General features: G+C 45.4%; 21 protein-coding genes and 2 tRNA genes. 5 read left to right on the plus strand and 18 right to left on the minus strand.

The features are described 5' to 3' along the window. Positions 1–10: 10 nt before the first annotated feature. From V512_RS01360 to glpX, 7 genes are all read right to left on the minus strand, one after another. Positions 11–1,246, minus strand: coding sequence for a metallopeptidase TldD-related protein (locus tag V512_RS01360; protein WP_099828669.1), 1,236 nt, complete (start codon positions 1,244–1,246; stop codon positions 11–13). A 12-nt stretch (positions 1,247–1,258) separates the two neighbouring features. Continuing rightward, the gene (locus tag V512_RS01365; RefSeq protein ID WP_099828670.1) at positions 1,259–2,599 is read right to left on the minus strand and encodes a TldD/PmbA family protein; all 1,341 of its coding nucleotides are present in this window, start codon (positions 2,597–2,599) and stop codon (positions 1,259–1,261) included. Between the two features lie 243 nt (positions 2,600–2,842). After that, complete coding sequence (gene proB, locus V512_RS01370) at positions 2,843–3,904, minus strand: glutamate 5-kinase (protein ID WP_099828671.1); 1,062 nt, start codon at positions 3,902–3,904, stop codon at positions 2,843–2,845. Next, positions 3,904–5,145, minus strand: coding sequence for a glutamate-5-semialdehyde dehydrogenase (locus V512_RS01375; RefSeq protein WP_099828672.1), 1,242 nt, complete (start codon positions 5,143–5,145; stop codon positions 3,904–3,906). The genes proB and V512_RS01375 overlap by 1 nt, the downstream gene beginning before the upstream one ends. Next, positions 5,129–5,959 carry a pyrroline-5-carboxylate reductase gene (gene proC / locus V512_RS01380; RefSeq protein ID WP_099828673.1) on the minus strand — a complete coding sequence of 277 codons (831 nt, stop codon included), beginning with the start codon at positions 5,957–5,959 and terminating at the stop codon, positions 5,129–5,131. Before proC ends, V512_RS01375 begins: the two co-directional genes overlap by 17 nt. 21 nt (positions 5,960–5,980) lie before the next feature. After that, positions 5,981–6,568, minus strand: a complete 588-nt coding sequence (locus V512_RS01385) for a glutamine amidotransferase (RefSeq protein WP_099828674.1) — start codon at positions 6,566–6,568, stop codon at positions 5,981–5,983. A gap of 141 nt (positions 6,569–6,709) precedes the next feature. Then, positions 6,710–7,723: a class II fructose-bisphosphatase gene (gene glpX / locus V512_RS01390; protein ID WP_099828675.1), complete on the minus strand. Its 1,014-nt coding sequence runs from the start codon at positions 7,721–7,723 to the stop codon at positions 6,710–6,712. A gap of 394 nt (positions 7,724–8,117) precedes the next feature. Here glpX and V512_RS01395 point away from each other — a divergent pair, with 394 nt between their 5' ends. The 4 genes from V512_RS01395 (at position 8,118) to V512_RS01410 (ending at position 11,107) form a co-directional block, all read left to right on the plus strand. Continuing rightward, a complete protein-coding gene (locus tag V512_RS01395) occupies positions 8,118–8,819 on the plus strand; it encodes a DUF3298 and DUF4163 domain-containing protein (protein WP_099828676.1) in 702 nt (233 codons plus the stop codon). A gap of 100 nt (positions 8,820–8,919) precedes the next feature. Then, positions 8,920–9,009 (plus strand) — tRNA-Leu (locus V512_RS01400). A gap of 68 nt (positions 9,010–9,077) precedes the next feature. Beyond that, positions 9,078–9,824, plus strand: a complete 747-nt coding sequence (locus V512_RS01405) for a WecB/TagA/CpsF family glycosyltransferase (RefSeq protein ID WP_243392199.1) — start codon at positions 9,078–9,080, stop codon at positions 9,822–9,824. Next, entirely contained in the window at positions 9,821–11,107 is a 1,287-nt protein-coding gene (locus tag V512_RS01410) for an amidohydrolase (RefSeq protein WP_099828678.1), read from the plus strand. Before V512_RS01405 ends, V512_RS01410 begins: the two co-directional genes overlap by 4 nt. On the opposite strand, the gene disA is transcribed toward V512_RS01410, so the two are convergent. The 6 genes from disA to V512_RS01440 form a co-directional block, all read right to left on the minus strand. Beyond that, entirely contained in the window at positions 11,088–12,167 is a 1,080-nt protein-coding gene (gene disA / locus V512_RS01415) for a DNA integrity scanning diadenylate cyclase DisA (RefSeq protein ID WP_099828679.1), read from the minus strand. The genes V512_RS01410 and disA overlap by 20 nt on opposite strands. Beyond that, positions 12,154–13,479 (minus strand): DNA repair protein RadA, encoded by a 1,326-nt coding sequence (gene radA, locus V512_RS01420; protein ID WP_099828737.1) that lies wholly within the window; start codon positions 13,477–13,479, stop codon positions 12,154–12,156. Before radA ends, disA begins: the two co-directional genes overlap by 14 nt. 101 nt (positions 13,480–13,580) lie before the next feature. Beyond that, positions 13,581–16,073: an ATP-dependent Clp protease ATP-binding subunit gene (locus V512_RS01425; RefSeq protein ID WP_099828680.1), complete on the minus strand. Its 2,493-nt coding sequence runs from the start codon at positions 16,071–16,073 to the stop codon at positions 13,581–13,583. A 5-nt stretch (positions 16,074–16,078) separates the two neighbouring features. Next, positions 16,079–16,717, minus strand: a complete 639-nt coding sequence (gene tmk, locus V512_RS01430) for a dTMP kinase (protein WP_180977931.1) — start codon at positions 16,715–16,717, stop codon at positions 16,079–16,081. Next, complete coding sequence (locus V512_RS01435; protein ID WP_243392200.1) at positions 16,714–17,385, minus strand: methyltransferase; 672 nt, start codon at positions 17,383–17,385, stop codon at positions 16,714–16,716. The genes tmk and V512_RS01435 overlap by 4 nt, the downstream gene beginning before the upstream one ends. A 9-nt stretch (positions 17,386–17,394) precedes the next feature. Next, positions 17,395–19,329 (minus strand): hypothetical protein, encoded by a 1,935-nt coding sequence (locus V512_RS01440; protein WP_243392201.1) that lies wholly within the window; start codon positions 19,327–19,329, stop codon positions 17,395–17,397. Positions 19,330–19,444: 115 nt separating this feature from the next. Between V512_RS01440 and V512_RS01445 the strand changes: the two genes are divergently transcribed. After that, complete coding sequence (locus tag V512_RS01445; RefSeq protein WP_243392202.1) at positions 19,445–19,954, plus strand: dihydrofolate reductase family protein; 510 nt, start codon at positions 19,445–19,447, stop codon at positions 19,952–19,954. A gap of 1 nt (position 19,955) precedes the next feature. Here the strand turns inward: V512_RS01445 and V512_RS01450 are convergent. The 5 genes from V512_RS01450 to greA form a co-directional block, all read right to left on the minus strand. Next, positions 19,956–20,031, minus strand: a tRNA-Gly gene (locus V512_RS01450). Between the two features lie 65 nt (positions 20,032–20,096). Next, positions 20,097–21,467 carry a GlmL-related ornithine degradation protein gene (locus V512_RS01455; protein WP_099828683.1) on the minus strand — a complete coding sequence of 457 codons (1,371 nt, stop codon included), beginning with the start codon at positions 21,465–21,467 and terminating at the stop codon, positions 20,097–20,099. Beyond that, complete coding sequence (locus V512_RS01460) at positions 21,464–21,925, minus strand: GatB/YqeY domain-containing protein (protein WP_099828684.1); 462 nt, start codon at positions 21,923–21,925, stop codon at positions 21,464–21,466. Before V512_RS01460 ends, V512_RS01455 begins: the two co-directional genes overlap by 4 nt. Positions 21,926–21,935: 10 nt before the next feature. Continuing rightward, complete coding sequence (gene lysS, locus V512_RS01465; protein ID WP_099828685.1) at positions 21,936–23,441, minus strand: lysine--tRNA ligase; 1,506 nt, start codon at positions 23,439–23,441, stop codon at positions 21,936–21,938. 12 nt (positions 23,442–23,453) lie between these two features. Then, on the minus strand, positions 23,454–23,927 hold the full coding sequence (gene greA, locus V512_RS01470) for a transcription elongation factor GreA (RefSeq protein WP_099828686.1): 474 nt from the start codon (positions 23,925–23,927) through the stop codon (positions 23,454–23,456). Between the last annotated feature and the right edge of the window lie 14 nt (positions 23,928–23,941).

Genomic DNA, 23,941 nt, shown 5'->3' on the forward strand with positions numbered 1-23,941 from the left:
AAGAAAAACGCTACAGTTTGCTCACCTTCATATCTATTATCGTCATCTTCGAATTCTCCGCTCCCAGAAAATCGTCGTTTGAGACCCCGCGAAAGTCCTTGCCAAACATATCATACATATGAGAACTCAAACTCAGCTCGGGGAGCCTTCCGACAAACCTCTCTCCATCAAACAGGAAGGCAAGTTGAACCGGGGTTGCAAAGCGCCCGTCCTGTGTGAAGTCTCCTCCACTGGCAATAAGAATGAAGATAGCCTTCTCACCTTTGAGAAGCTGTTTTGCAGTTTCCTGTGATTCAGCGAATTTAAGCTTCGGTATCCCCAGCTCCGGCAAACCATCGTACTCTCCACCTGCAGAACCAGTATGAGGTAGATTAAAAGTTGTAGCCGTTTTCTTATCCGTATATGGCGACTTTAGCACTCCGCTCTCAATAAGAGCAAATCTATCCAACTGATTTACAGTCCCTTCTAGATCAAAAAACGGTTCGAAGAAACCATCATCGACGTTACGCGTCTGCAAGAGAGTGACTCTATCGGAAAAGATCTTCTCACCGACTTTCCCTGACAAAAGGGATCCGCCAGAACCAAACAGCATCCCATTCAAAGACTCATAGAGTTTCTTGTAATACGTCATGTCGCCCGACATGAAAGCTACCGGATATACTCCTTCTTCTATGTCGTGGAGCTGGTTCTTGTATGCATCACAAATCATATTAGTCAGTCCTACAAACGAATCCTTTCGGAACTCTCTTCCTTCGTATCCTGTCATTGCATCGATAATGTTAGATGACTGTTTGTCCTTTATGACTAGTTCCATGCTGAGAGATTCTCGAGACGATCTCAGATCAAGACCGAGATCATTCTCCAGAAAAGACTCTACCTTAGCCGACTTGAATAAATGACTGAAACTGAATTGTGGCTGATCTCTTCTCAGTCTCTCAAGGATATCTTCTGCAGCTTCCAGAAGCTCCGCCTCGTTCTGAAGATCTGATTCGTGCTGTTCTTCTCTCTTTAGTTCTTTGCAAGGTTCGCAAGCATAAGGAATTCCAAGCTCGAGAGATTCTCTTGCTTTTTTTATGAGCTCTCGCTCATCGCAATTTCCAAAAGCACCGGCAACACCCATTGACTTACCATCGTAAAGACGAATTGAAGTTCGAAGAATGTCTTTCTTTCTTACTGAAGTAACCCGAGTTTGAACTATCTTCACAGCACTCTCTGTATAATGAACGACAAGTCTCTCTTTAGTCATAGTCAGCACCTCCTAGTGAGCATTCAACGAACGTACACGCACGTACGGTCCGCCGAATCCAACGGGAAGAGGGTACTGTTCCATCTTTCCACATCCTCCAAGCGCAAATGACAGAAGCTTGAATTCCTCGGTTAGTCCCTCTATTTCGTTAAGAGTCTGGAAAACACTTCCCGTCACAACAGAAATCTTCACAGGCTCAGCGATCTTTCCATCTCTGATCATATAAGCTCTGCAGGGAGCGAGAGTGAATGTAGACATTCCTGAACCATGGTTTAGTGAATCGACATAGAGTCCTTCTTTGATACCTGAAAGTAATTCATCAAAGGAGAGCCTTCCCGGCAGGATGTAGGTAGTCGTCATTCTAACCACAGGTTCGAACTCAAAGCTCACGGCCCTGGCGTTTCCCGTCAACTCCTCGTCTAGAGCGGCAGCAGTCTCGGCACTATGAAGCCTCCCTGAAAGACAACCGTTTTTTATCAAGTAAGTTTCTTCAGCTTTTGTTCCCTCGTCATCGAAAACAACGTTACCTACTCCAGGTTTATTTCCATCATCTACTATTGAAAGGATTTCGCTGCCAACCTTTCTGCCTATTTTCCACTCTTTCATCATCGTCTCGTCTCCGAGCATGAAGTCTGATTCACTCTTATGACCAAAACTCTCATGCGCAAACACACCTGCCGCCTCTGGAGAAAGAACCACCGGATATCTTCCAGGGATCACAGACTTTGCGTTTCTTATGAAGTATTCAGAAGCTTCAACTGACTTCCTGACGTCCTCGGCAAGTTCTTTGATCGATTCTAACTCGTTACCGGCAAGGTCGAATCTGTCCATAAGCTGCTCTTCTCCATCGGCCATTTGATAGAGCATTCTGAAGCCCACCCTTTGATAATCGAATTTCAAATCTGCTCCCTTGCTTGAGAAGAAGCTCTTGACAACTCTCTGGTCTATGTATTGGCCCCTCCAAAATCTCACGAGACCACTTTCTTCGACTATGGGAAAATAGGTAGAAAGAATATCGTGCTTCTCCTTAAGAGGTATAGTTGAGATATCCGATGATTTCTCGAATCTCAAAAACGAACCCTTGTTTACCTGAAACTTCTGAACTATCTGGTTCGCTTCGATAGAGGGATTCTTTTTAGCAAGATCTGCTAGCCTGTAGATCTCACCTTGAACAGAGTTCAGGTCCGTAGTAGAACTGAAATACCACCTCTCTCCATCGAAAATCCTGATGAAAGCCGCAACGTATTTCTGTTCCTTCATGTTATCCGTTCTTCCTAGAGTAACAACTATATTGCTATTCGAGACTTCCTCTACCCTAACATCAGAGTAAACATATTCGGGAAAATCAAACATATCTCACCTCCAGCGACTATTTCAGTAAGAGTATATAACGATGTCAATAGAAACAAGTCAATTGCTCTCGGCTTAGCGCCAAATAAGCGTCTCTCACAGATTCTCACCGGCTTGACCGGAAAACAAAGCTAGAAAGCTGTCGTCAAGCATTTCATGAGGCGGTTTACTATTACAGTGATAGTTCGCTGATCCCGGTTTCCTTCCCTCTGTAGAAGGCAGCTAATCTTTGCTCAGTCAGAGCTATCAGATACGGTAAGAATTATCAATATGGACCACAACTTTTGCGCAGTCGTGACCGAGAATCGATGATATCCTGTCGCTTCTAACTCCCCTTATCTTATCGACTTCAAGCGAGGTGAAGTTAGAGATTCCCCTCGCAATTTCCGACCCATCAACCGAGAGTATACTAACCACCTCGCCTTCAGAAAAGTCTCCAGATACTTCTTCCACGCCTATGGCCAAGAGACTCTTTCCTCTTGCAATTGCGCCTTCTGCGCCTCGGTTGATCTTAATACTCCCTTTCGGAGTAGAGAGAAATCCAATCCACGTTTTCCGGGCACCTGGCGATTCTATCGAGGGAAATACGGTTCCAATGTCATCACCCTTTGCAAATCTCTCTATGTTATTCAAGTCTCTCCCATTACAGATGCAGCTTCTAATACCGCTTGCAGATGCGGCCCGTCCAGCTCTTATTTTGGTCTTAATGCCTCCTGTACCCCACGAGGAGTTCTCTATGTTCTTTAGTCTCCTAGATGTATCAAACACCGAAATCACTTCACCGTTTTCGTCTACGATTCCCTCTACAGTGGACATCAGTATCAGAAGATCGGCCTGCCATCCTATTGCAAACATCGAGGCGAGAATGTCATTGTCTCCAAACATTATCTCTTCGGTAGATGTTGTGTCGTTCTCATTCACTACAGGGATCAGACCCAATTCTATCAGCCCTATAAGAGTATTCCGCAGGTTAAGAAATCGCTTCCTGTCTCCAAAATCGTCTCTGTTGACCAGGATCTGAGCTATTCTCTCGCCAAAAAGATCAAACACGTTTTCGTATAGTTTCATTAGCTGAACCTGACCCGCAGCACAAAGAGCCTGCTTCATGTACAAATCGCTAGATGTTCTTCTCCCTTCAAGATAACCGAAGCCCGCTGCTTTAGCCCCTGAAGAGACAAGAACAACCTGATTACCTGACGACTTCAGAATAGCTATTTCCCTTGCTAGCTCTGTTATGTACTTCTTGTCGATCTCGCCATCTCTTTTTACCAGGAGGTTTGATCCGACTTTCAACACGATTCTTGACATTACTTTCTCACCTGGTAATCCCCTAGTATCGTATACTTGTAGCTTGTAAGTTCCTTCAGGCCAAACGGACCGCGTGCATGTAGCTTCTGGGTGCTGATACCTATTTCACTCCCGAACCCAAACTCTCCACCGTCCGTAAATCTTGTTGAAGCGTTTACGTAGACAACAGCAGAATCTACGCATCTAAGGAATTGCCTGGAGTTGCAGTAGTCATTTGTTAGTATCGATTCCGAATGTCCCGATGAGTACTTCTCAATGTGCTGTATAGCTTCTTCTACGTTCTCTACGACCTTTATTGCAAGTATTAGATCGAGAAACTCATCGAAGTAGTCCTCTTCGGTCGCAGGATTCATTTTCCAGTGTTTTATCGATTCTGCGCAACCTCTGAGCTCTACTCCCTTTGCGGTAAGAACACTGGCGACCCGAGGAATAAACTCGGCCGCAATCATTCTGTGGACAAGTAATGTCTCGACTGCATTGCAGGTGCCTGGCCTCTGAGTCTTCGCATTATCGACAATCGAAACCGATTTTTCCAAATCAGCACTATAATCGACGAAGATGTGACAATTACCAGTACCGGTTTCTATAACCGGGATTCTGGAATTGTCAACAACGAACTTGATGAGAGCAGCGCCACCTCTTGGGATTATAAGAGAAAGGTACTGGTTCATCTCCAACATCTCTTTCACTACTTCGCGTGAAGTATCTTCAACCAACTCAATGGAACCATCCGGAAGCCCGGCCAGAGAAAGTGCTTTCTTCATTATCAGTACTATGGCCTTGTTCGAGTTAATAGCGTCGCTTCCTCCCTTCAAAAGGATAGAATTTCCCGATTTTATGGCAAGGATCGATGCATCAACAGTTACATTGGGCCTTGACTCGAATATCATTCCGATGGCTCCTATCGGCACTCTTTCCTTCGAAATTCGAAGGCCGTCTTTCTGTAGCCGCGTACTCTCTATTTCGCCTACCGGGTCAGGCAGCACTATAACTTCGCGACAAGCCTGAACCATGGCTTGTATTCTACTTTCAGAAAGCGCTAGCCTGTCTATCAGCGATTCCTTCGTTCCTTTCTCTCTGGCGTTGGAGACATCGACAGCATTTGCTCTGAGAATCACATCCTTATGCAATTCAATCTCTTTAGCAATCATGGAAATTGCAGCGTTCTTCTCTTGTGTGGTGATCAGCCTGAGTTTTCTGGAGGCATTCCTAACTCTCTCTCCCTTACTTAGCAGATCCATCTTCGGTCACCTCCAGTTCGGAATTTATCTCTCTTGCTCTTAGGTAAGTGTCAAACAACGCTTTCATTATGGTTCCCCTAAGTCCTTCCCTTTCCAAGGAGTAAATTCCCTCGATGGTTGTTCCTCCTGGGGAAGTTACTAGATGTCTGAATTCGCCCGGGTGATTGCCTTTAACTTTGAGGAGTTCAACAGACCCTCCGAGAGTTCCTAAAATTAGCTCTCTAGCGACATCATAGGAAAGGCCCATCTTCAAACCAACATCGATCAGCGATTCCACTATCACGAAGACGAATGCAGGACCGCTTCCACTCAAAGCCGTTACAGCTGCGAGGTCCTTTTCACGGACCTCAACTATGTCGCCCATCGTAAGAAGAATTCTCTCCACTTCTCTCTTCTCCCTTCCGGTCAAAGAAGTCGAGCAGACGAATCCCGTCATCCCTCGTCCGATAGCGCTCGGAACATTTGGCATGATCCTTGCAATCTTCTCCAGTCCTGTATTCTTCGAAATGACCTTGATTTCTATCCCGGTGATAGTACTGATAACCACCGGACCGTCGTTCTTTCCGTTAATTATCTCCAGGAATAGCTCCCCACAGTCTTGAGGTTTCACCGAAATGATCACGTGGGTGCAATTGGAAAGAACTTCATCTGGACTCTTTGCGATTACCACTTTTTCACTTTCGGCAGAAAGACCGGAGAGTCTGTCGAGATTTCTGTCCAGCAAGTAAAGCTTCTCAAGGTCATGCAGCTCGTGAAGCAGTCTGTTCGCAAAAATACCACCTATGTTGCCAACACCAATAATGCCTATTTTCATTTTCCCCTCCTGAATAGCTGTCTAGCGAGAATTAACTATAGTCGAGAAATTGGAGAAGATTCTCAGCAACTCTTCTTCAGAACCAAGTTCGATTTCCTCTGGATGGAACTGCACACCGAATCGCGATCCGTCAAGAGAAGCTATCCCTTGTATGAAGGTCGATTCCCCCCATGCAATTTGATAATAGCCACCGGGAATGTATGGAAGGCCATAGTTGTGACGCTGATAGGCATTCACTTCCGATTTCATTCCCATGAACAGCTCATTCGAAGTGTCCAACCTAACCTTTGATACTCCGAGCTCACGCGAGGCTACCAAGGATTCCTGAAAGAGCCGAGCCAAGATTTGCATTCCCAGACAAATACCCAGAACAGGACCATGAAAATCCTTAACAAATGAGGCTCCCCAAGAAAGAGAACCACCATCGAAATACTCGCTCATCGAGAAGCCTCCTGACAGAACCAGACCATCACATCCCGATCCATCTTCAGGAAAGCCCTCAAGAAATATCCTCCAGGTTCTGTATGCTACGCCTGCTGTCTCCAAAGCGCTTTCAACAGGCGATACAGATGTCCCAAAATCGGTGTCGTTCACCAAGATGCAAATCACAGAGTCTCCCCCCTCTGTTTTGCGGCAATTATAGCACTTTATCTTGTGGTAGCTGTCCGCAAAATGAAAAGCAGATCATTTATGATTTGAAACGACTTCAGACCTTCAAACTCAGGGAAGTAAAGAACTGCGGATAAACTACTAACCTCTCTTACCAAGCAAGCTGTTGAAAATGAAGACTTCACCTCCCGATTTCGTTGTGATGGTCTTATAGGCGATTTCGTGATAAGCCCTTATTCTCCTAACCGTTCTGGTGCTTGATCGCATGGCGATAGAATCGGTTATAGCCTGGTTATGGGTGAAGCGAACACCCTTCAGGAATGAACCGTCAGTTATTCCGGTAGCGCTGAAGACAACCTCCTCACCATCAATCAGATCCTTTGTTCGATAGACTCTATCAAGCTCAAACGAAGAATTTTCTACCTTTTCAATCTCTTCTGAATCTCTTGGCCAGCACTTCACCTGGATCTCACCACCCATACACTGAAGTGCCGCTGCAGCCAGAACTGCTTCTGGAGAGCCTCCAACGCCCATGTAGATTTCTGTCCCTCCATCAGGAAGAGCAGTCGCGATTGCCGCAGCAATGTCTCCATCATTGATCAGTCTGATTCTTGCACCGACAGCTCTAACGGCTTCAACGAGAGGGTAGTTTCTCTCTCGATCGAGCATTGTCACCGTCAGTTCCGATACTTTGACACCAAGGATAGCTGCCGCGATACGGAGGTTTTCTCGTGGAGTTGCGTCGATATCCAGGTTTCCTGCAAGCTCCTTTCCAACCGCCAATTTGTCTACATAGTAGGTTGGTAAGGGAGCTACCTTGCCTCCTTCGGTTGCTGCAATCACGCTTAACGCATTAGATCTTCCATTCGCAACCAACCTGGTTCCATCTACCGGGTCAACAGCGATAAGGACTTCCGGATCGTCGTCATTCCACTTTCCAACATGCTCTCCGGCAGCCAGCATTGGTGCATCGTCCTTTTCTCCTTCGCCAATGATTATGGTTCCCTTCATGTCGAGCAAATCTAAAATACCTCTCATTGCATCTACAGCTCTTTGATCTACTGCTTCTTTGTTACCGCGGCCAAGATAAACACTAGAAAAAAGGGCCGCCGCCTCTGTCACCCTCACCATATCTAGGGTTATTTCTGCAATCAAGACTATCACCCCCCATGTGATAATCATAGCACCGGAATAAGGCTTTTTTGCTGAATGATTTCAGCGCCCGTTTTCGAATTCTGTAGTTGTCAGAAACATTGCGAAGCGTTTGTGCTTTTTCGGAACCGATATTTGCTGCAAATCACTGCTCATTCTGTACAGAAGACCGTTGTGAGAAACGATAACAGAGCTTGGACGATTAGAATCTTTCCTGATTCTGCGGCAATCAATATCTGTATCCATTGATCTCTCAATGATCACGACCCACACTTTCTTGATAGGCAACTAATCCCGATTTTCAGTGATATGATCTTTCTAGATGATCGCAGGAGAACGCTTCCGGTTGTGAAGAATACTGGACCGGTCTTTTAAGTGATCAAAAGGAGGGAATTGTATGCGTAAGCTGTTGATAGCAGGCTATCTATTTATTGCACTGGCCGTTGTCTTCTCCTATACGGTCGATCTTCCTGAGCAGATCTTTGTTTCTCAAGGGAAACTGATCTCCGTTCTTGGAGAGAATGTAATTGAGGATTCCGAAATCTGTGCCGTAAATGTACAGATACCTTCAGTCAATGGACTTAGAGACAGACCTTTCGAGCAGTTTCTGAATTCTACTATCGAGGGTGAAATATCCCAGTATAGAAGCGAAATCGAGGAATTGGCCCGGAAAGCTTTTGAAGAGTCTAAGACTTCTGAGTGGCCATTCAGAACTTTCGATGTCTATGTTGTTTACTCCGCTTATCTTAGTGATGGAATTCTAAGCATAGACATGGTCTTCAGTGAGTTCACCGGAGGCGCACATCCAAACGCATCGAGAAGAACGTATAACATCGATCTGGAGAAGTCCCGACTTGTTGCTTTGCACAACATTCTCGGAAGCAAAAAAACTGAAGAGAAATTGAACGGATTGATTAAGGAAGAAATCTCTGCCCGCGATGATCTCTGGCCTGAGTACTTTGAAGGAGTCACGTCGGATCAGGGCTTCTACCTTAAGGGAGGAAGGCTTTGCATTTACTTCCAACCGTACGAAATCGGTCCCTGGGCAGTTGGAATGCCTGAGTTTTGTTTTTCGCTTGAGGAGTTGCTTGGCAACTGATGACTCTTACCTAGCTTGCATTCCAAAGTGATTTCTATGCTTATCTCTGAGTGAACGCTCGTTGACACCAATAATCATTGATGGTAAAGTTTTATTGCTGGCCGAGGTGGTGGAACTGGCAGACGCGGCGGACTCAAAATCCGCTGGGGTTGAGAGCCCCGTGCGGGTTCGATTCCCGCCCTCGGCACCAGAGGAAGGCTTAGCCTTCCTCTTTTCGTTGAAAAGGTTTTCATTTGTGCTTTAATGAAGTGTGGAGGTGTGTGTTTGCAGTTCCTTGATTTTGATCTCCAGGAAAAAGACCTCTTTTCTGCAGCCGATGAGCTCATACAGCGAACGCAATTGGGAGTGAGATCACATGTGCTTACGCTCAACGCCTTGATTGCTTATGAATACATCAACAACGAAGAATACAAGAAGGCTCTGAGTACAGTCAATTATGTAGTTCCCGATGGCAGCGGTGTGCTGAAAGCGATCAAGCTGATTTCAAAACAAAGAATTGAAAGAGTACCCGGAATAGACCTAATGCTGAAAATCTGCGAACTTTCATCCGAGGCGGGTCAAAAGATATTCCTTCTGGGGTCGAAAGAGAGTATCGTAACAAAGACTACCGAAAAACTAAAACAAAGATTTCCACTAATAGACATCGTTGGGTATCACAGCGGCTTTTTCACACGAGAGGAAAGTGATACAATCGTTTCGAAAATAAACAATTCATCAGCGGATATTGTTTTTGTCGGTATGGGTGTTCCAAGACAAGATATCTGGATTGCGAAGAACCTTGACAGACTTAATGCCATGCTTTTGATGGGAGTCGGTGGATCGTTTGATGTTATCTCAGGCGATCTGAAGAGAGCTCCTTTGTTCATGCAGAAAGCCGGCCTTGAGTGGCTGTACAGGATATTTCAAGAACCAGGAAAACGACTCAAGATTATCCCGAAATTATTCAGCTTTGAGTGTTACGTTATCAGATCCTATTTCAAATCAAGAAGAGGTGGTTCCAGATGATCGTAACTAATGTTTTGGCATTCACAAATGATCTAAAGAACCCTCTTGTGGATGATGCTTTGGTTAGATTTGAGAATGGGAAGATCACTTTTGTCGGACCGAGGAGAGAGTACAGCATCCAAGAAGACGAAGAGATAATCGACGGCGAAAAGGGAATTCTCTTGCCTTCGTTTTTTAATGCACATTACAGCGTCTATTCCAGCATCTCCCCATATCCATTGAAACTTCTTAAAGATAATCAGACTAACAAAAGCTTTTTCAGCAATCTGCTGGAATCCGTCAGAAGCGAGATTAACCCTTCTTTAGTAAGGCTTTCTGCGGAAGTTGCCGTATTGAAAGCAATCAGGAGTGGTTCTGTCGCAATCAGCAGCCCAATAGTCGATCATCCTGAAATCGATCCAACATTCTACAAGGAAGTCGCAGCCAAGTACGGAGTTTACCTTGCTGTCGGACCTGTATTGACCGAGGAGACAATTGACAACGTCGCGGGGCGCTGGGAAAGCGTTACTCGCGATTCCACGTTCTGCCCAATAGTCTACGTAAGTGAGCTTGCCACCTATAGCGAAGATAGCCTGAGAAAATTGAGGGAGCTGTACGAAAAAGGGATGAATCTGAACCTCTTCATTTTCGACATGAAGAGAGAGAATGAGACTTGTCTTCTCAGGTGGGGAGAGAGTCTTATAGAGAGACTCCTGAAAAACGGTATCCTTGGACCCGAATGTGGTGTCATCTACGGAGGTAATCTAAGCGAAACTGACATGGATATTATCTCTTCCCGGAGAATCTTCGTGACGAAATCACTTAGATCAGAAATGTACGCAGGTAGCTTTCAGTCAAACATATCCGACCTACTCGGTCGGGGGATGCAAGTTTGTTTGGGCACAGGATTCATTGGTTCGGATATGTTTGGAGAGGCAAAGGAAGTTATTCTTACTGAAAGGTACCACAGGGGTTTCGACAATTATGTCATCGATTATGAGATAAGAAAGACTCTCTTCGATAACAACCACAGGTTGTTCCAGAGGTTGTTCGGAAAAAGTACGGGAGTGCTTAAAGAAGGCTATTCGGCCGACCTGGCGTTGTCGAGGTCCTGCCTTGACCTGGAAAAGTTCGATCCTCATTTGCCTATAACACTTCAATTGGTCCTGAAATCGTCCTTTGACACGAGTTTTGATAAGGTTTGGAATTCAGGGGAATTGATTCTTGACAAAGGTTTCCCTCAGAGGATTTCGAAGAAAGAGCTTAAAGATCTCTCTAAGGAGCTCAGAAACCTGGAATTGTGATCTCGCCGGACTTCTTGTAAACTTCAATTGCGTGCCTTATTGCAGAGGCACGCTTTTCGCCAATTCCGTCGACATCCATCAGTTCGTCTTCCGTTCCCTCAAGAAGATTAGATAGCGTCCCAAATTCCTTGCCCAGGTTTATTGCGACCTGAAGAGGAATTCTAGGTATATGCCGAGCAAAACGTATTCCTCTTGATCTAATGAAATACTCAACAGCCTGAGAGGCAGTGTTAATTTCGTATCCAAGATGTCTCAATATTACCCCGAAACTGCTTATCTCTTTTTCGCTTAGATTCCTCAATTTTCCAATTGCCTCTTCAAGATTATCCTGATCAAGCAACTGTTCACTGAAATCCAGGACGAGACTTTCGATTTCTTCATTAACATTCACCAAAATCTCTGCTAGTTGCAATGCAGGAAATCTTCCGTGGTTACCTAATTCGGCTATTGTAAACTCTGCTTCCTCGCAAATTTGAAGGACCATCAGTCCCTTTTGTATTGTCTTAACAACATCAAAGAGCGTGAGTGAACCTGCTCGCTCCATGAATTCTATTCCCTGCAGCGCCTCAATGAAGGCCTCTTTGTACTTCTCTGCCGTTCTTATTGTCTGAGTTATTTTGGAGGTAAGCGTCTCAACACTGTTCAAGGTATAAGTGTAATCGCCCAAAAAGATAGTCATCGTATTTCTTCTCTTTGAAACTGCAACAAGCATCTTGCCAGTCTCTTTAGCCATTCTTTCGGCAGCCCTGTGCCTCATGCCTGTCTGATTGGTCGGGATCGTGTGATCGGGAATCAGCTGAACGTTAGCTCCAACTATCGTTGTGAGATCATCATCCACCACGATCGCACCATCCATTTTGGCTAACTCATACAACTTGTTAGGATTGAACTGGCAGTTCAGAAGAAACCCTATCTGCATAAGCTGACCATACTTCTTGTAGTCATCGACAAAGAAAATCAGACCTCCCACGCTGGCATCCTGTATATCATCGAGAGCATGTCTTAACGGAGTCCCCGGCGCAATCTTCTTGATTTTCTCTATTAGTTCACTCCTTTCCACTCTTCATACCTCCGATGATTTTCAAGAGTTGCTTCACATCTTTTATACCATTTCTTCCCTCTGGCGAGACTATCCTTGAGAAAGATGATTTTCTAGCTCTCTCCAGCCTCTTCTCTGTTGAAGATACTGAGCGAATGGTCCCGTCGAGGCCGATCTCACCAAAAAAGCCTACACCTTCAGACAATGATGTATCGGAGTACGAAGATATCAAAGCTGCTGCAATTGCTAAGTCAACACCGGTATCCTCTATCTGAAGCCCTCCTGCAACGTTAAGGTATAGATCAAGACTGTCCAGTGGAATACCCGCCCTCTTATTCAGCACGGCGCTTACGAGAAGCAGTCTTTCTAGTGGCACTCCGGTTGATAGCCTCCTGGGGGTTCCATATACTGGTTTCGAAACGAGCGCCTGAACTTCTACCAGAAAGGATCTTGAGCCTTCGTAGACAACCGATACTACGTTGCCGGGAGCACTTGTGTAATCCTCAACAAAGAGGCTACTTATGTCAGGAACCTCTTTCAGCCCTTCCGCAGTCATTTCGAAGACGGCGATTTCATCGGATGGACCAAATCGATTCTTCACGGTTCTAAGGAACCTGTATCCCGTCTTGCTTGATTCGAAATAAAGGACTGTGTCGACAAGATGCTCCACAAGCTTTGGACCAGCGATTTGCCCACCTTTAGTTATGTGAGATACTATCATAACAGGTATTTCAGAGGTCTTCGCCAGTGAAACGAGCATGTTTGCACACTCCTTGACTTGCACCACAGAACCGGGTAATGAAGGAGCGCTGGACACCCTTATGGTCTGCAATGAATCTACCACCAGCATACCGTACTTTCCAATCTCAAGCGATCTGAGAGCGTCTATTTCGTTAGTGGATACAACTTCTATTCGTTCCTTGTTTAGTAGCCAAAGTCTGTCGCCCCTCAACTTCAGTTGATGGACAGATTCCTCCCCAGATAAATAAAGAACGGGTCTCTCATCTGCCACCAAGTCTGATAGTTGCAGCATCAGAGTAGACTTCCCAATTCCAGGTTCTCCACTGACAAGAATTGCGCTACCGGGTACTATACCGCCGCCAAGAGATCTGTTCAACTCTTCGATGTGAGTGTCTATTCTCAAGGATTCTCTAGTGTCGATTTCAGAGAGAGGTCTAGCCTCTAGGTCTGCAATCGAGGAAGCTTCTTCGCGGCTTCCTTCTGCAGTAAAAGACACCGCGGTATTCCACTCGCCGCAGGAAGGGCAACGGCCGAACCAGGCAGGGGAATCATAACCACAGACTTCGCAAACGTAACTTCTTCTCTTCTTCATCATTTACAACCGCTTTGCTGCGGCTATTGCACCCCCTATCCTTAGATTCCAGAAAGGGGGGCGAGAAACTGCCCCCCTTTCTATCTTATCTGGAATGAGCTCTAGGTAACTGCTTTCACTTCAGTTTTCTCATCCTTCTTCTTCTTGAAGACGAGAACTCTGTTGTCAACTTCAGCCGTTATTAGATCCCCTTCTTGGAATCTTCCTCTGAGAAGTTCTTCGGAAAGAGGATCTTCAACGTACTTCTGGATAGCTCTCTTCAGTGGTCGAGCACCATATACAGGGTTGAACCCTTCATCGACCAGAAAGTCCTGAGCTGCTTCCGAAAGAAGCAATGTCAAGCGTTTCTCCTTAAGTCTCTTTCTCATATCGTTCATTAGTATATCGATTATCGACTTTATCTGAACTTTGGTTAGTTGATGGAATACTACTACCTCATCGAGTCTGTTAAGGAACTCAGGTCTAAAAGTTCGTTTTACCTCTTCGAGGACAGAAGTTTTCATGGCCTCATATTCTTTTTCCTCCTGAATAGACTCGACAAAACCTATCGAAGATTTCGTTTTGTTTATGAATTCCCCGCCTAAATTGCTCGTCATTATAACTATGGTATTCCGGAAGTCGACCTGTCTACCCTGCGAATCGGTAAGTCTACCATCGTCCATTATCTGTAGAAGAATGTTGAAAATATCGGTATGTGCCTTCTCAATCTCATCAAAAAGTATCACCGAAAAAGGCCTCTTTCTTATTCGTTCTGTCAGGGTTCCGCCTTCGTCATAACCAACATAACCTGGAGGTGCTCCAATAAGCCTGGAAACGGAGAACCTTTCCATATACTCCGACATGTCGAACCTGACAAGGGCCTTGTCATCCCCAAACAAGTACTCGGCTAAGGCCTTCGCTAGTTCAGTCTTTCCGACTCCTGTAGGACCTAAGAATAGGAAGGCTCCAATCGGTCTTCTAGGATCTTTAAGACCGCTCCTAGCACGCCTAATTGACTTTGCAACGGCGGTAATTGCTTCGTCCTGGGATACTATCCTCTCGTGTAACGCGGATTCAAGAGTCAGCAACTTCTCGCTATCGGTCTCCTCAAGTTTTCTGAGCGGAATCCCAGTCCAATTGGATACGATCTCGGCGACTTCATCATCATCGAGAGTTACAATCTCGGAATCGACCCTGCTTCTCCATTCGTTATAACCGTCTCTATATTTCTGCTGTATCAGACGTTCTTTCTCTTTAAGCTGAGCCGCCTTCTCATATTCTTGATCTGCTGCAGCTGTCTCTCTCTTTATCTTAAGAACCTCGATCTCTCCCTGCATGTTCTTCAACTCATTCGGTACTGTGAGTTTCTTCAGTCTAGCCCTGGAACCTGCCTCGTCAATGATGTCTATTGCCTTGTCAGGAAGGAATCTGTCAGACACGTACCTATGTGACAAACTTACCGCCGCCTCCAGGCCCTTATCTGTATAACGAACTTTGTGGTGAAGTTCATACTTGTGTCTTATACCTTTCAAAATCTCTACAGACTGTTCGGGAGACGGCTCGGTCACATAGATTTTCTGAAATCTCCGCTCCAGAGCTGCATCCTTTTCTATGTACTTCCTGTATTCATCAGGAGTTGTCGAGCCTATACATCTAATCTCCCCACTGGCCAAAGCTGGCTTTAGGATATTTGCAGCATCTACGGCACCTTCAGCCGAACCAGCGCCAACTATCGTATGGACTTCATCTATGAACAGAATGATGTTTCCGTTGGATTTCACAACATGGATGAGTTTCTTCAGTCTCTTCTCAAATTCACCTCTGTACTTTGTCCCGGCTATGAGTGAAGCTACATCCAGTGCAAAAATGACTTTATTCTTGAGTGTCTCGGGAACCTCTTCATCAACGATCATTTGTGCAAGTCCTTCAACAATCGCAGTCTTTCCGACGCCAGGTTCTCCAATCAAGACAGGATTGTTCTTCTTCCGTCTGGAAAGAACCTCCATTAGCCTCTGCCTTTCAATCTCTCTACCAACAATCGGATCTAGTTTTCCCGCTTTGGCCATAGCAGTAAGATCGGTGCCAAAGCCCTCAAGCTGCTTAATCGCTGAACTCATTGTCGGACTTTGTTGAACGAAAACATTATCAGGCTGCTCACTTCCTCCTTCTTCCCAGTCGCCCGTGATGTTTTCAATGATCTCTCTCCTAAGCTGCGACAAGTTCACTCCCATCTGCTTCAAAATGTGGGCCGCGATTCCTTCTCCTTCGCGAACGATTCCGAGCATAATGTGTTCCACATCAATCTTGTCTTGCCCGAGCATCTTCGACTCGTCATTTGCTAGCTCGATAACTCTCCTTGCTCTCGGGGTCATCTGTGGAGCCCCAACTACAGACTGATGTACATTCGTTCCAACCATCGAAGTAACTTCTCTGGAGATTCTCTCGTATGTAATCGAGTAGTTTCTCAGAATCCTAGTTGTTTGCTCATTATCAACCTTGATGATCGCTAGGAGGAGGTGTTCAGTTCCAACGTAAGGGTGGCCGAGACTTCTAGCCTCGTCCTGGGCTGTCACAAATACTTGAGCAGCGCCTTCAGAAAACTTGTCGAAGTACATTATCGTCACCTCCCATTTGGCTTCCTCTTTCCTAAGAAAACTGATAAAGCCTTTCTGATGTCTTGTTGCACTCTCTCTTCACTGTTTGTTCCGTCTATAACAACAAATCTCTCTCTATTCTCAGCCATCAATTCTTCGTATCCTTTTCTTACTCTTTCGAAAAACTCTAAACTCTCCACTTCTATTTTATCATTTTTCCTTTCTTTTCTCATCCGCGAGATAGCAACATCAGCCGGTACATCAATATACAAGGTAATGTCAGGTAATGTGTCTGCCACAGCAAAAGAATTCATCAACTGTACAATCTCACGCCCAAGACATCTTCCGACTCCTTGATAAGCAACTGATGAGTCCATGAACCTGTCGGCGATGACTATGCGACCGCTCTCAAGAGCTGGCTTTATGACCTCTCTGACAATCTGAGCGCGGGCAGCCATGAATAGGAGCAATTCCGATTCGGCGCATAAAGGATAATCCTTGTGGAGAAGTATCTCCCTGATCTCCTCGCCAGCTCTAGTTCCTCCAGGCTCTCTGACAATTGCAAACTCCACATCTAATAGACTCAAATACTCTTCGAGGAGTTTGATTTGAGTAGTCTTTCCACATCCGTCTATTCCTTCTATACTAACGAACATAGCTTTCACCTCATCTCTATTGGAGGTTCTACAACGACTTCAGACGATGAACCCTTTCTTCCGCTCAAAAGAACTAGCTGAGCTTGTTTGTCGAGAGATCCATGTGCAAAACGTACTCTGTGAATCCCAAGACCTTGATCCTCCAGAAGACGAAACCACTTCGTCATATCTCTAGGATGCAGCAGAAAAAAGAACGCGCCTCTGTTCTTCAAGAGTCTACCTGTGGCAAAGGCGAATATTCTCGCGGATTCACGATCGGTCCTTCTTGCAATGTTTCTTCTTTCATCGGGGCTTTCCACTCCTGAGTGAACGAAATGCGGCGGATTAGCGATCACTACATCGTAGACCTCTTCACTTTTGTCTCTCAAGTATTCTTCTATATTGCAATTGATGAAAGTTGTGAGTTCTTGCACGCAGTTCGAATATGAGTTCTTGACCGAAATATCGCGGAGATTTCTATCGATCTCCAGCCCGGTAGCCTTCAGGCCGAAGGTCTTCGCAAGAAAGATCGATATTGCTCCACTCCCAGAACCCAGTTCAAGAACAGTCCTAGAACCCTTTGGAGGATCAATAAACCAGGATAATAATACCGTGCCGTGGTTTACACGAGCATGTGGAGAAGTGAAATCCAGTTTCAACCGCTCAAGAACATGCGGATCGAATTCTCTAAAACTCATTCCCATAGCTCAGAACACCTTGATTGCAGACTTTTCATCTGAAAGAATCTCGAGTAAACCCTCCACTTTCTTCTGAACGGATAGACGCGACAGCTCTTTAATGTCGATCGTAACACTTCCGATTATTTGAGGTTCATCAATATGAAGAGAAGACGCACCGGAGACTTCAATTACTGTATCGATCAACGGACCTCCGATAAATGAGAATCGGGAGGTCTTGTTCACCAGAACACTCTTCGATTCGATAAGAGAATCAACCACTTCGATCCGCGAATTGATAACTCGAAGGGTCTGAGACTTCATATCGCTCCTGGAGAGCATTGCCATTCCGAGATTGCTGAAAGTGACTTCGGTTCCCGAAAAGTCGCTAATATGAATAAGCATTTCTCTAACGTTCTCAACGACAACTTCGCCCTTAACGTTGCTCCCGTATATCTGGACAGTACGCGCTCCTTCTATCTCGAGCCCTCTGGAAAAGGTGCAATTCTCAAAGACAACTACAGCAGCTTCCTTAACCAGTATTCTGGTGTTGTTGAAATCAACGCTTCTCGCAATCAGAACCCCATTATTTGCAACTTCAATAGTACCGGTTGAACCTCCCGGGTTCACCGAAATTCGATCCTTCCGTCCTTCTAGATCAAGAACTCCGCTCACCAAAAGGGTGTTACCCTTAGGAATTGTAAGAGAAGAGCCAGATTCGGCTCTCATCACCGATCCGTCTCTTACAACAATGTTCCCGTAGAATCTGTAGTCGTTACCTCCAACTAGTAGAGCGTCCATTCCCAAGAAGGACGAGATAACCTCAGTGCTGAATCTCCTGAACAGACTTTCTTTCGCGAACACCGGAACTGAAGGCATGAATCTCTCTCTATCTGACTCGAAAACAATTCTGTACAAGTCGCCATTCTCAGATATGCTTTCCTTGGTTATCACAGAAGACCTTTCGTTTGGCATATGAGTAGAAAGTGTTATCCATTCGCCATCTCTGTATCTCTGCAATTCGACCGGACCTTCTGAAGCACTCCATCTCGCATTTCTGATTGTACCCTCTTCAATATAGAGCTCGGGAAGATCAACCGAAGTCTTGCGAATAACTTGAATCTGTCTTCTGCATTCGGTCTTGTTGCCGGAAGAGTCTATCACTTGAACTACAAGAGTATTCTGTCCTTCCGGAAGAGGTATCTCCGGAATCAACTTTGTCCCGTCAAAGAGAAGGGGGATTCCACTTTCTTCAATATAGGCCCTAATCGAAAGATCGGCAACGCTGTCCCAATCGTCGCTTATTGCTGCTCCAAATGACCCTCCCAAATACGGTTGTCCTATTGACAGGTCGACGACAGGAGGAAAATCCTCAGAAAGTCTCAAATCAATTACTGAGGGTTTTGAAGTGATGGAACCAGATCTTGAGAATGCTTGTACTATGTATTCGTTGTCCCTCTCAATAGGAAAAGTAAAGACCCCATCCGATGAACCGTATTCGGTATCGTTAACGAGAATAAGGTAGTCGGTAACTGAACCATTAGTCTCTGTCTCCAAAGTCAGAGTCAACTCTCCTTGTGCGAGATTCCATCGAAATACCGGAGCGTTAGGTGGCTGAAGATTTACGGTTGCTTTCGCATAGGCCGGCGTAGTCAAGAATCTCTTTCCCTTGATCAGAGTCACATAAATCGAATGAGTACCATGCTCTTTCAGCTCAAAGGAGATCTCCGAGCCTTTGAACTTCATTCCATCATTGCCGTCAAGGGGCGATCGACCGACGGTAACCAGAACCGAAGGAAGGTCTCTGCCGGGAGAAGACACATCCAGCTTCAAATAACACATAGTACCTTCACATTCGATGTTCACTATTGACAAGCTGTGACTCGTACTGTCACTGCAGGCACCAAGTATTACGACCAACAACGTAACGACAAATAGCCACCTAATCTTCCTGATGTCCTTCACACTCCCATCTTAAGAAGAATAACACATCTTTCTGAAACTGACTCTCGAAATGTTGCCAGAAGTTGGGGAAAAAAGATACAATCAACGAGTAATGAAACCAAATGCGGATCGGGAGGTGTTCAACCTGCGAGTTATTGCAGTATTTGCAAGCACGGTAAACGGTAAAATTGCGCTGTCTCATGACGACAGAAGCGAATGGACATCCAGCGAAGATAAGAAGTACTTCAAATCTCTAACATCAAGAATAGGAGTAGTCATTATGGGTAGAAAAACCCACGAGGCAATCGGAAAACCTCTATCCGGAAGGTTTAATGTAGTTTTGACTAGGCATCCGGAGAGATACCGGAACTCGAGGGAATTGCTCTTTACTTCGACTACGATCCTTGAACTACTTGAAGAGCTTGAGAAGAGAGGTTTCAAGGAGGTATGCCTAATAGGTGGAACAGAAACGTTTGATCAATTCGCCAATCAAGGTTTAATCAACGAACTCCATATCACGTTTGAACCCATCTTGAGCAAGGGAATCAAAGGGTTGGGAGAAAACCTTAGTCGCAAAATGGAAATGAAACTCAGAGAGTCCCGTCAACTCGGTGAAGCAACTCTTATGGTCTATGATGTGAAATAGATGGAGCGGGCGACGGGACTCGAACCCGCGACCCTCAGCTTGGGAAGCTGATGCTCTACCAACTGAGCTACACCCGCATTCATGGAGATTCTATCACCCTGGTGAAATGCTTGTCAATCACTCTAGAAGGATCGTTCTCCAATCAAATGTCTACAAGTTCTTCTAAAGAAGCTTTCGCAAGATCCGCAGCAGACGAAGAGTCTACAGTAGATATCAGACCTATGGCTCCAAGAATATAGTCTCTATCCCTGAAAAGACTGACTTCCTTTCTTGGAAGGAGTTCCTTTTCATGTTTCGCCGATAGACTTCTTATACTCTCCATAATCTTCGAGGCAAACCGAGACCTGCTGAGAATTCCTCCTGTGCCAATTACTGACCTAACGGCAGTAAGATCCTTGCCGTAAGCCACTTCTATTCTTCCAGTTGGCCCAAAGAACTGCTTGAGGCCTCCGGCATGTCTTCTGATTGAAGTCTCGAAACAATACGTTGCCAAACGAGCAGAGAACGCCTCATCATTAGCGTCCTTGGGATAGGGAGTAAGGTTGCTCACGATTTTATCTAGATGAGGAAACTCGATTTTCAGTTTGTCCCTGCCTATGTGTTCAACAACGTGACGGGCATTAACGTAGATCCCCAGATCTCCTTCAACTGTTCTCTTGGATCTCGGTTCAGGAGAAACCAGCATTGAAGCGATTTTGGGGTCTCCATCTGTAACGGAATCGACATCCGTTGTAGCCCCTCCTATGTCTACAGCAACAACGTCCCCATGAAAACTGGAAAATAACTCTGTTGCAAGCATTACCGCTGCTGGAGTAGGAACTATTGGTCTGTTGATCATTGAGTAGATCTTCTCCATACCAGGTCCTTTTACAATGTTTTTCGAGAAAACCTCTCTGATTACTTCTCTGGTAGGCTCGACATTGAGTTCATCTATACGAGGGTACACATTATCTACAATGTGAACATCTCGCCCCTTCTGCGAGATTATCTCCTCCACCTCATCGGCTGCCGCGGAATTGCCTGCATAGACAATGGGGATTTCGTGATCTATGTTTCCCAGAACTTCAGCGTTGCGCACTACCGTCTCTCTCTCCCCATAGTCTACCCCGCCCGCAAGAAGAATCAATTTAGGACTTGTTTCCATTATCCTCTTCAGGTCTCTTTCTGAGAGCTTGCCAGCAGTTACCAACTTTATAACTCCGCCAGCCCCAAGCGCCGCTTCTCTGGCGGCTTTTACTGTCATATCATAAACAAGTCCATGAACCGTCATTCTGAGTCCGCCGGCCGCACTCGAAGATGCGAGGAATGCATCCCATTCAAGACTGTCAATGCGAAGAGATATCTTAAGAGCTCTCAAAGCCTTCTCTATCCCAATTGTCACATCTTGCTCATCAACTGTAGTATAGGATTCACCCTGTCCAAGAAACCTCATTGATCCAGAAGCGTCAGAAGAAAAAGCAGAGAGCACCGTAGTGGTGCTCCCGATTTCAGCAGTCAGGAACTCAATTCTCATCTGCTTTCAAGGAGCTCCCTTACGATCCTGTTGGCCAGCTTGCCATCTGCTCTTCCCTTCAGTCTGGCCATCAGTTCTCTCATTACCTTGCCCAGATCTGACGGATTATTGGCCTTTAAATCATCAATCGTCTTCAATGCAAGTTTCCGAATTTCATCAACGGTCATTTCTTCAGGAAGAAATCGCTTAAGGATTTCCAGCTCTGCCGATTCGCTTGCAACGAGATCGTCTCTCCCGGCCTTCTCGTAAGCCTCAATAGATTCTTCGCGTTTCTTAGCTTCCTTCGCAATGAGATCTATCAGCAACTCATCGGTAACTTCTGCGCCTCTTGTTTCTTCAGAAGACGCAAGATATGTCTTCACTGAAGCGATAACTCCCCTAAGTGTGTTGGTTTTCAGGGTATCCCTGGATTTCATGGCTTCTTTCATCTCTTGTTGGATTCGATCGAACAGACTCATAAAATCACCTCTACAGATCCTCGATGTCGCTTAGCGACTCTTCTTCATCAAAAGAGATCGGTCTCACGAGCGGGAACGGAATGATATCCCTTATTGACGGCGAATCTGTAACAAGCATGATTACTCTATCCCAACCCACCCCCAAGCCTCCAGTAGGCGGCATTCCGTATTCAAGAGCCCTTATGAAGTCTTGATCCATCATCTGAGCTTCCTCATCTCCAATATCTCTCAAGCTAGCCTGGTGAAGAAAACGGTTGTACTGCTCTATTGGATCGTTCAGTTCACTAAAGGCGTTGGCCATTTCCATTGAGCTGATTATCAACTCGAATCTTTCGGTCACTCTAGAATCTTCTCTGTGGACTTTCGACAATGGAGAGATTATCACCGGATGCTCGGTCACAAAAGTGGGATTCACAAGATTATGTTCCACGAGATCCCAGAGCTTCTCAATCAAGTGGCCCCTTTCCTTGATTTCGAGTTCAGTATTGTTCTTTTTCAAAATGGCTATTAGTTCTTCATCGGAGTCTTTCAAAATATCTACGCCTAGATTCTCCTTGATAAAATCTGCCATCCTCACTCTTCGCCATGGTCTGGAAAAGTCGATTTCTTTTCCCTGATATGTAATCTTTTCAGAACCCGTGATTTCGCGCACGACGTAATTGATCATCTCTTCAGTGATGTCCATTATGTCGTTGTAGTCCGCATAAGCCCAATACAGCTCCATCATAGTGAACTCAGGATGATGCTTGTAGGATACTCCCTCATTGCGGAAATTCTTTCCGATTTCAAATATCCTTTCAAATCCACCAACGAGATACCTCTTGAGGAATAGCTCTTCGGCGATTCTAAGATACATGTCCGATTCAAAAACGTTTATGTGAGTCCTAAAAGGCCTTGCTGATGCCCCTCCCGTCAAGTAGTGGAGCATTGGTGTATCCACTTCGATGAAATCCTTAGACTGAAGAAACTCTCTAACAAGCCTGAACAGTTCCGAACGAACCTTGAACCTTCTGAGAGCATCATCGCTTGAAAGCATTTCGACGTATCTCTGCCTGTAGATTATCTCCTTGTCCCTCACTCCGTGCCATTTTTCGGGCATCGTTCGTATCGCCTTTGAGAGTATTTCAAATTCCTTGACGAAGACCGACATCTCACCTGTATGGGTCTTGAATGGGAAACCGACTACTCCGACGAAATCTCCGATATTCACAAATTTCTTGAAGACTTCGAAGTTCTCGGCACCGACCCCATCAAGCCTTACATAGGCCTGGATCCTATCGGAATTATCTCGGATAACAAAGAAGGCTGATTTTCCGTGGTTTCTCATCGCCACGATTCTTCCCGCAATTCTTACAGTCGTATCTTCCTTTGTTTCGGAGTCCTTGAGGTAGGAAAACTCTCTCTTGATTTGATCTGCCCAATGAGTCTTGTCGAAACGATACGGAAACGGCTCGATTCCTTCATTGCGCATCTGATTAATCTCTTCTATTCTTTGTCTTCGTGCTTCTTCGCCCATAAATATCCCCCATCACTTGCCGATGGTAAGAATCTTGTACTTAGCCCAGCCTGCAGGGGTTTTCACCCTTACCACTTCATCCACTTTGTGAGTCAGGATTCCCCGTCCAATCGGAGAATCGGAACTGATTTTTCCCTCGAAAATGTTGGCTTCCTGTGCGTTAACAATTCTGAACTGAGATTTTTCGCCTGTCTCTATATTCTGAAGCTCAACTACATAACCGAGCTTCACAGAGCTTGTATCTCCGTCATCTTCAATAATCTCGGCATTATTCAGAATTTCCTCAAGCTGCTTTATCCTGCTATCGATTCTTCCCTGTTCGTTCTTAGCCTCGTCGTATTCGCTATTTTCGCTAAGGTCTCCGAGCTCCCTTGCCTCCTTAATCCGCTCCGCAATATCATACATGAGCTTCTTCCTTAGGCTCTCGAGCTCCTCTTTCATTCTGTCGAAACCTTCCTGCGTGAGGTAGATAACCTGCTTTTTCACGAACTGAATCCCTC

Source organism: Mesotoga sp. Brook.08.105.5.1, assembly GCF_002752635.1.
Taxonomy (GTDB): Bacteria; Thermotogota; Thermotogae; order Petrotogales; family Kosmotogaceae; genus Mesotoga.

Excerpts from the sequence above, each read along its gene's own strand:
- V512_RS01360 (WP_099828669.1), bottom strand. The coding sequence starts at position 1,246 with ATGACTAAAGAGAGACTTGTCGTTCATTATACAGAGAGTGCTGTGAAG.
- V512_RS01365 (WP_099828670.1), bottom strand. The coding sequence starts at position 2,599 with ATGTTTGATTTTCCCGAATATGTTTACTCTGATGTTAGGGTAGAGGAA.
- proB (WP_099828671.1), bottom strand. The coding sequence starts at position 3,904 with ATGTCAAGAATCGTGTTGAAAGTCGGATCAAACCTCCTGGTAAAAAGA.
- V512_RS01375 (WP_099828672.1), bottom strand. The coding sequence starts at position 5,145 with ATGGATCTGCTAAGTAAGGGAGAGAGAGTTAGGAATGCCTCCAGAAAA.
- proC (WP_099828673.1), bottom strand. The coding sequence starts at position 5,959 with ATGAAAATAGGCATTATTGGTGTTGGCAACATAGGTGGTATTTTTGCG.
- V512_RS01395 (WP_099828676.1), top strand. The coding sequence starts at position 8,118 with ATGCGTAAGCTGTTGATAGCAGGCTATCTATTTATTGCACTGGCCGTT.
- V512_RS01410 (WP_099828678.1), top strand. The coding sequence starts at position 9,821 with ATGATCGTAACTAATGTTTTGGCATTCACAAATGATCTAAAGAACCCT.
- radA (WP_099828737.1), bottom strand. The coding sequence starts at position 13,479 with ATGAAGAAGAGAAGAAGTTACGTTTGCGAAGTCTGTGGTTATGATTCC.
- V512_RS01425 (WP_099828680.1), bottom strand. The coding sequence starts at position 16,073 with ATGTACTTCGACAAGTTTTCTGAAGGCGCTGCTCAAGTATTTGTGACA.
- V512_RS01435 (WP_243392200.1), bottom strand. The coding sequence starts at position 17,385 with ATGAGTTTTAGAGAATTCGATCCGCATGTTCTTGAGCGGTTGAAACTG.
- V512_RS01455 (WP_099828683.1), bottom strand. The coding sequence starts at position 21,467 with ATGAGAATTGAGTTCCTGACTGCTGAAATCGGGAGCACCACTACGGTG.
- V512_RS01460 (WP_099828684.1), bottom strand. The coding sequence starts at position 21,925 with ATGAGTCTGTTCGATCGAATCCAACAAGAGATGAAAGAAGCCATGAAA.
- lysS (WP_099828685.1), bottom strand. The coding sequence starts at position 23,441 with ATGGGCGAAGAAGCACGAAGACAAAGAATAGAAGAGATTAATCAGATG.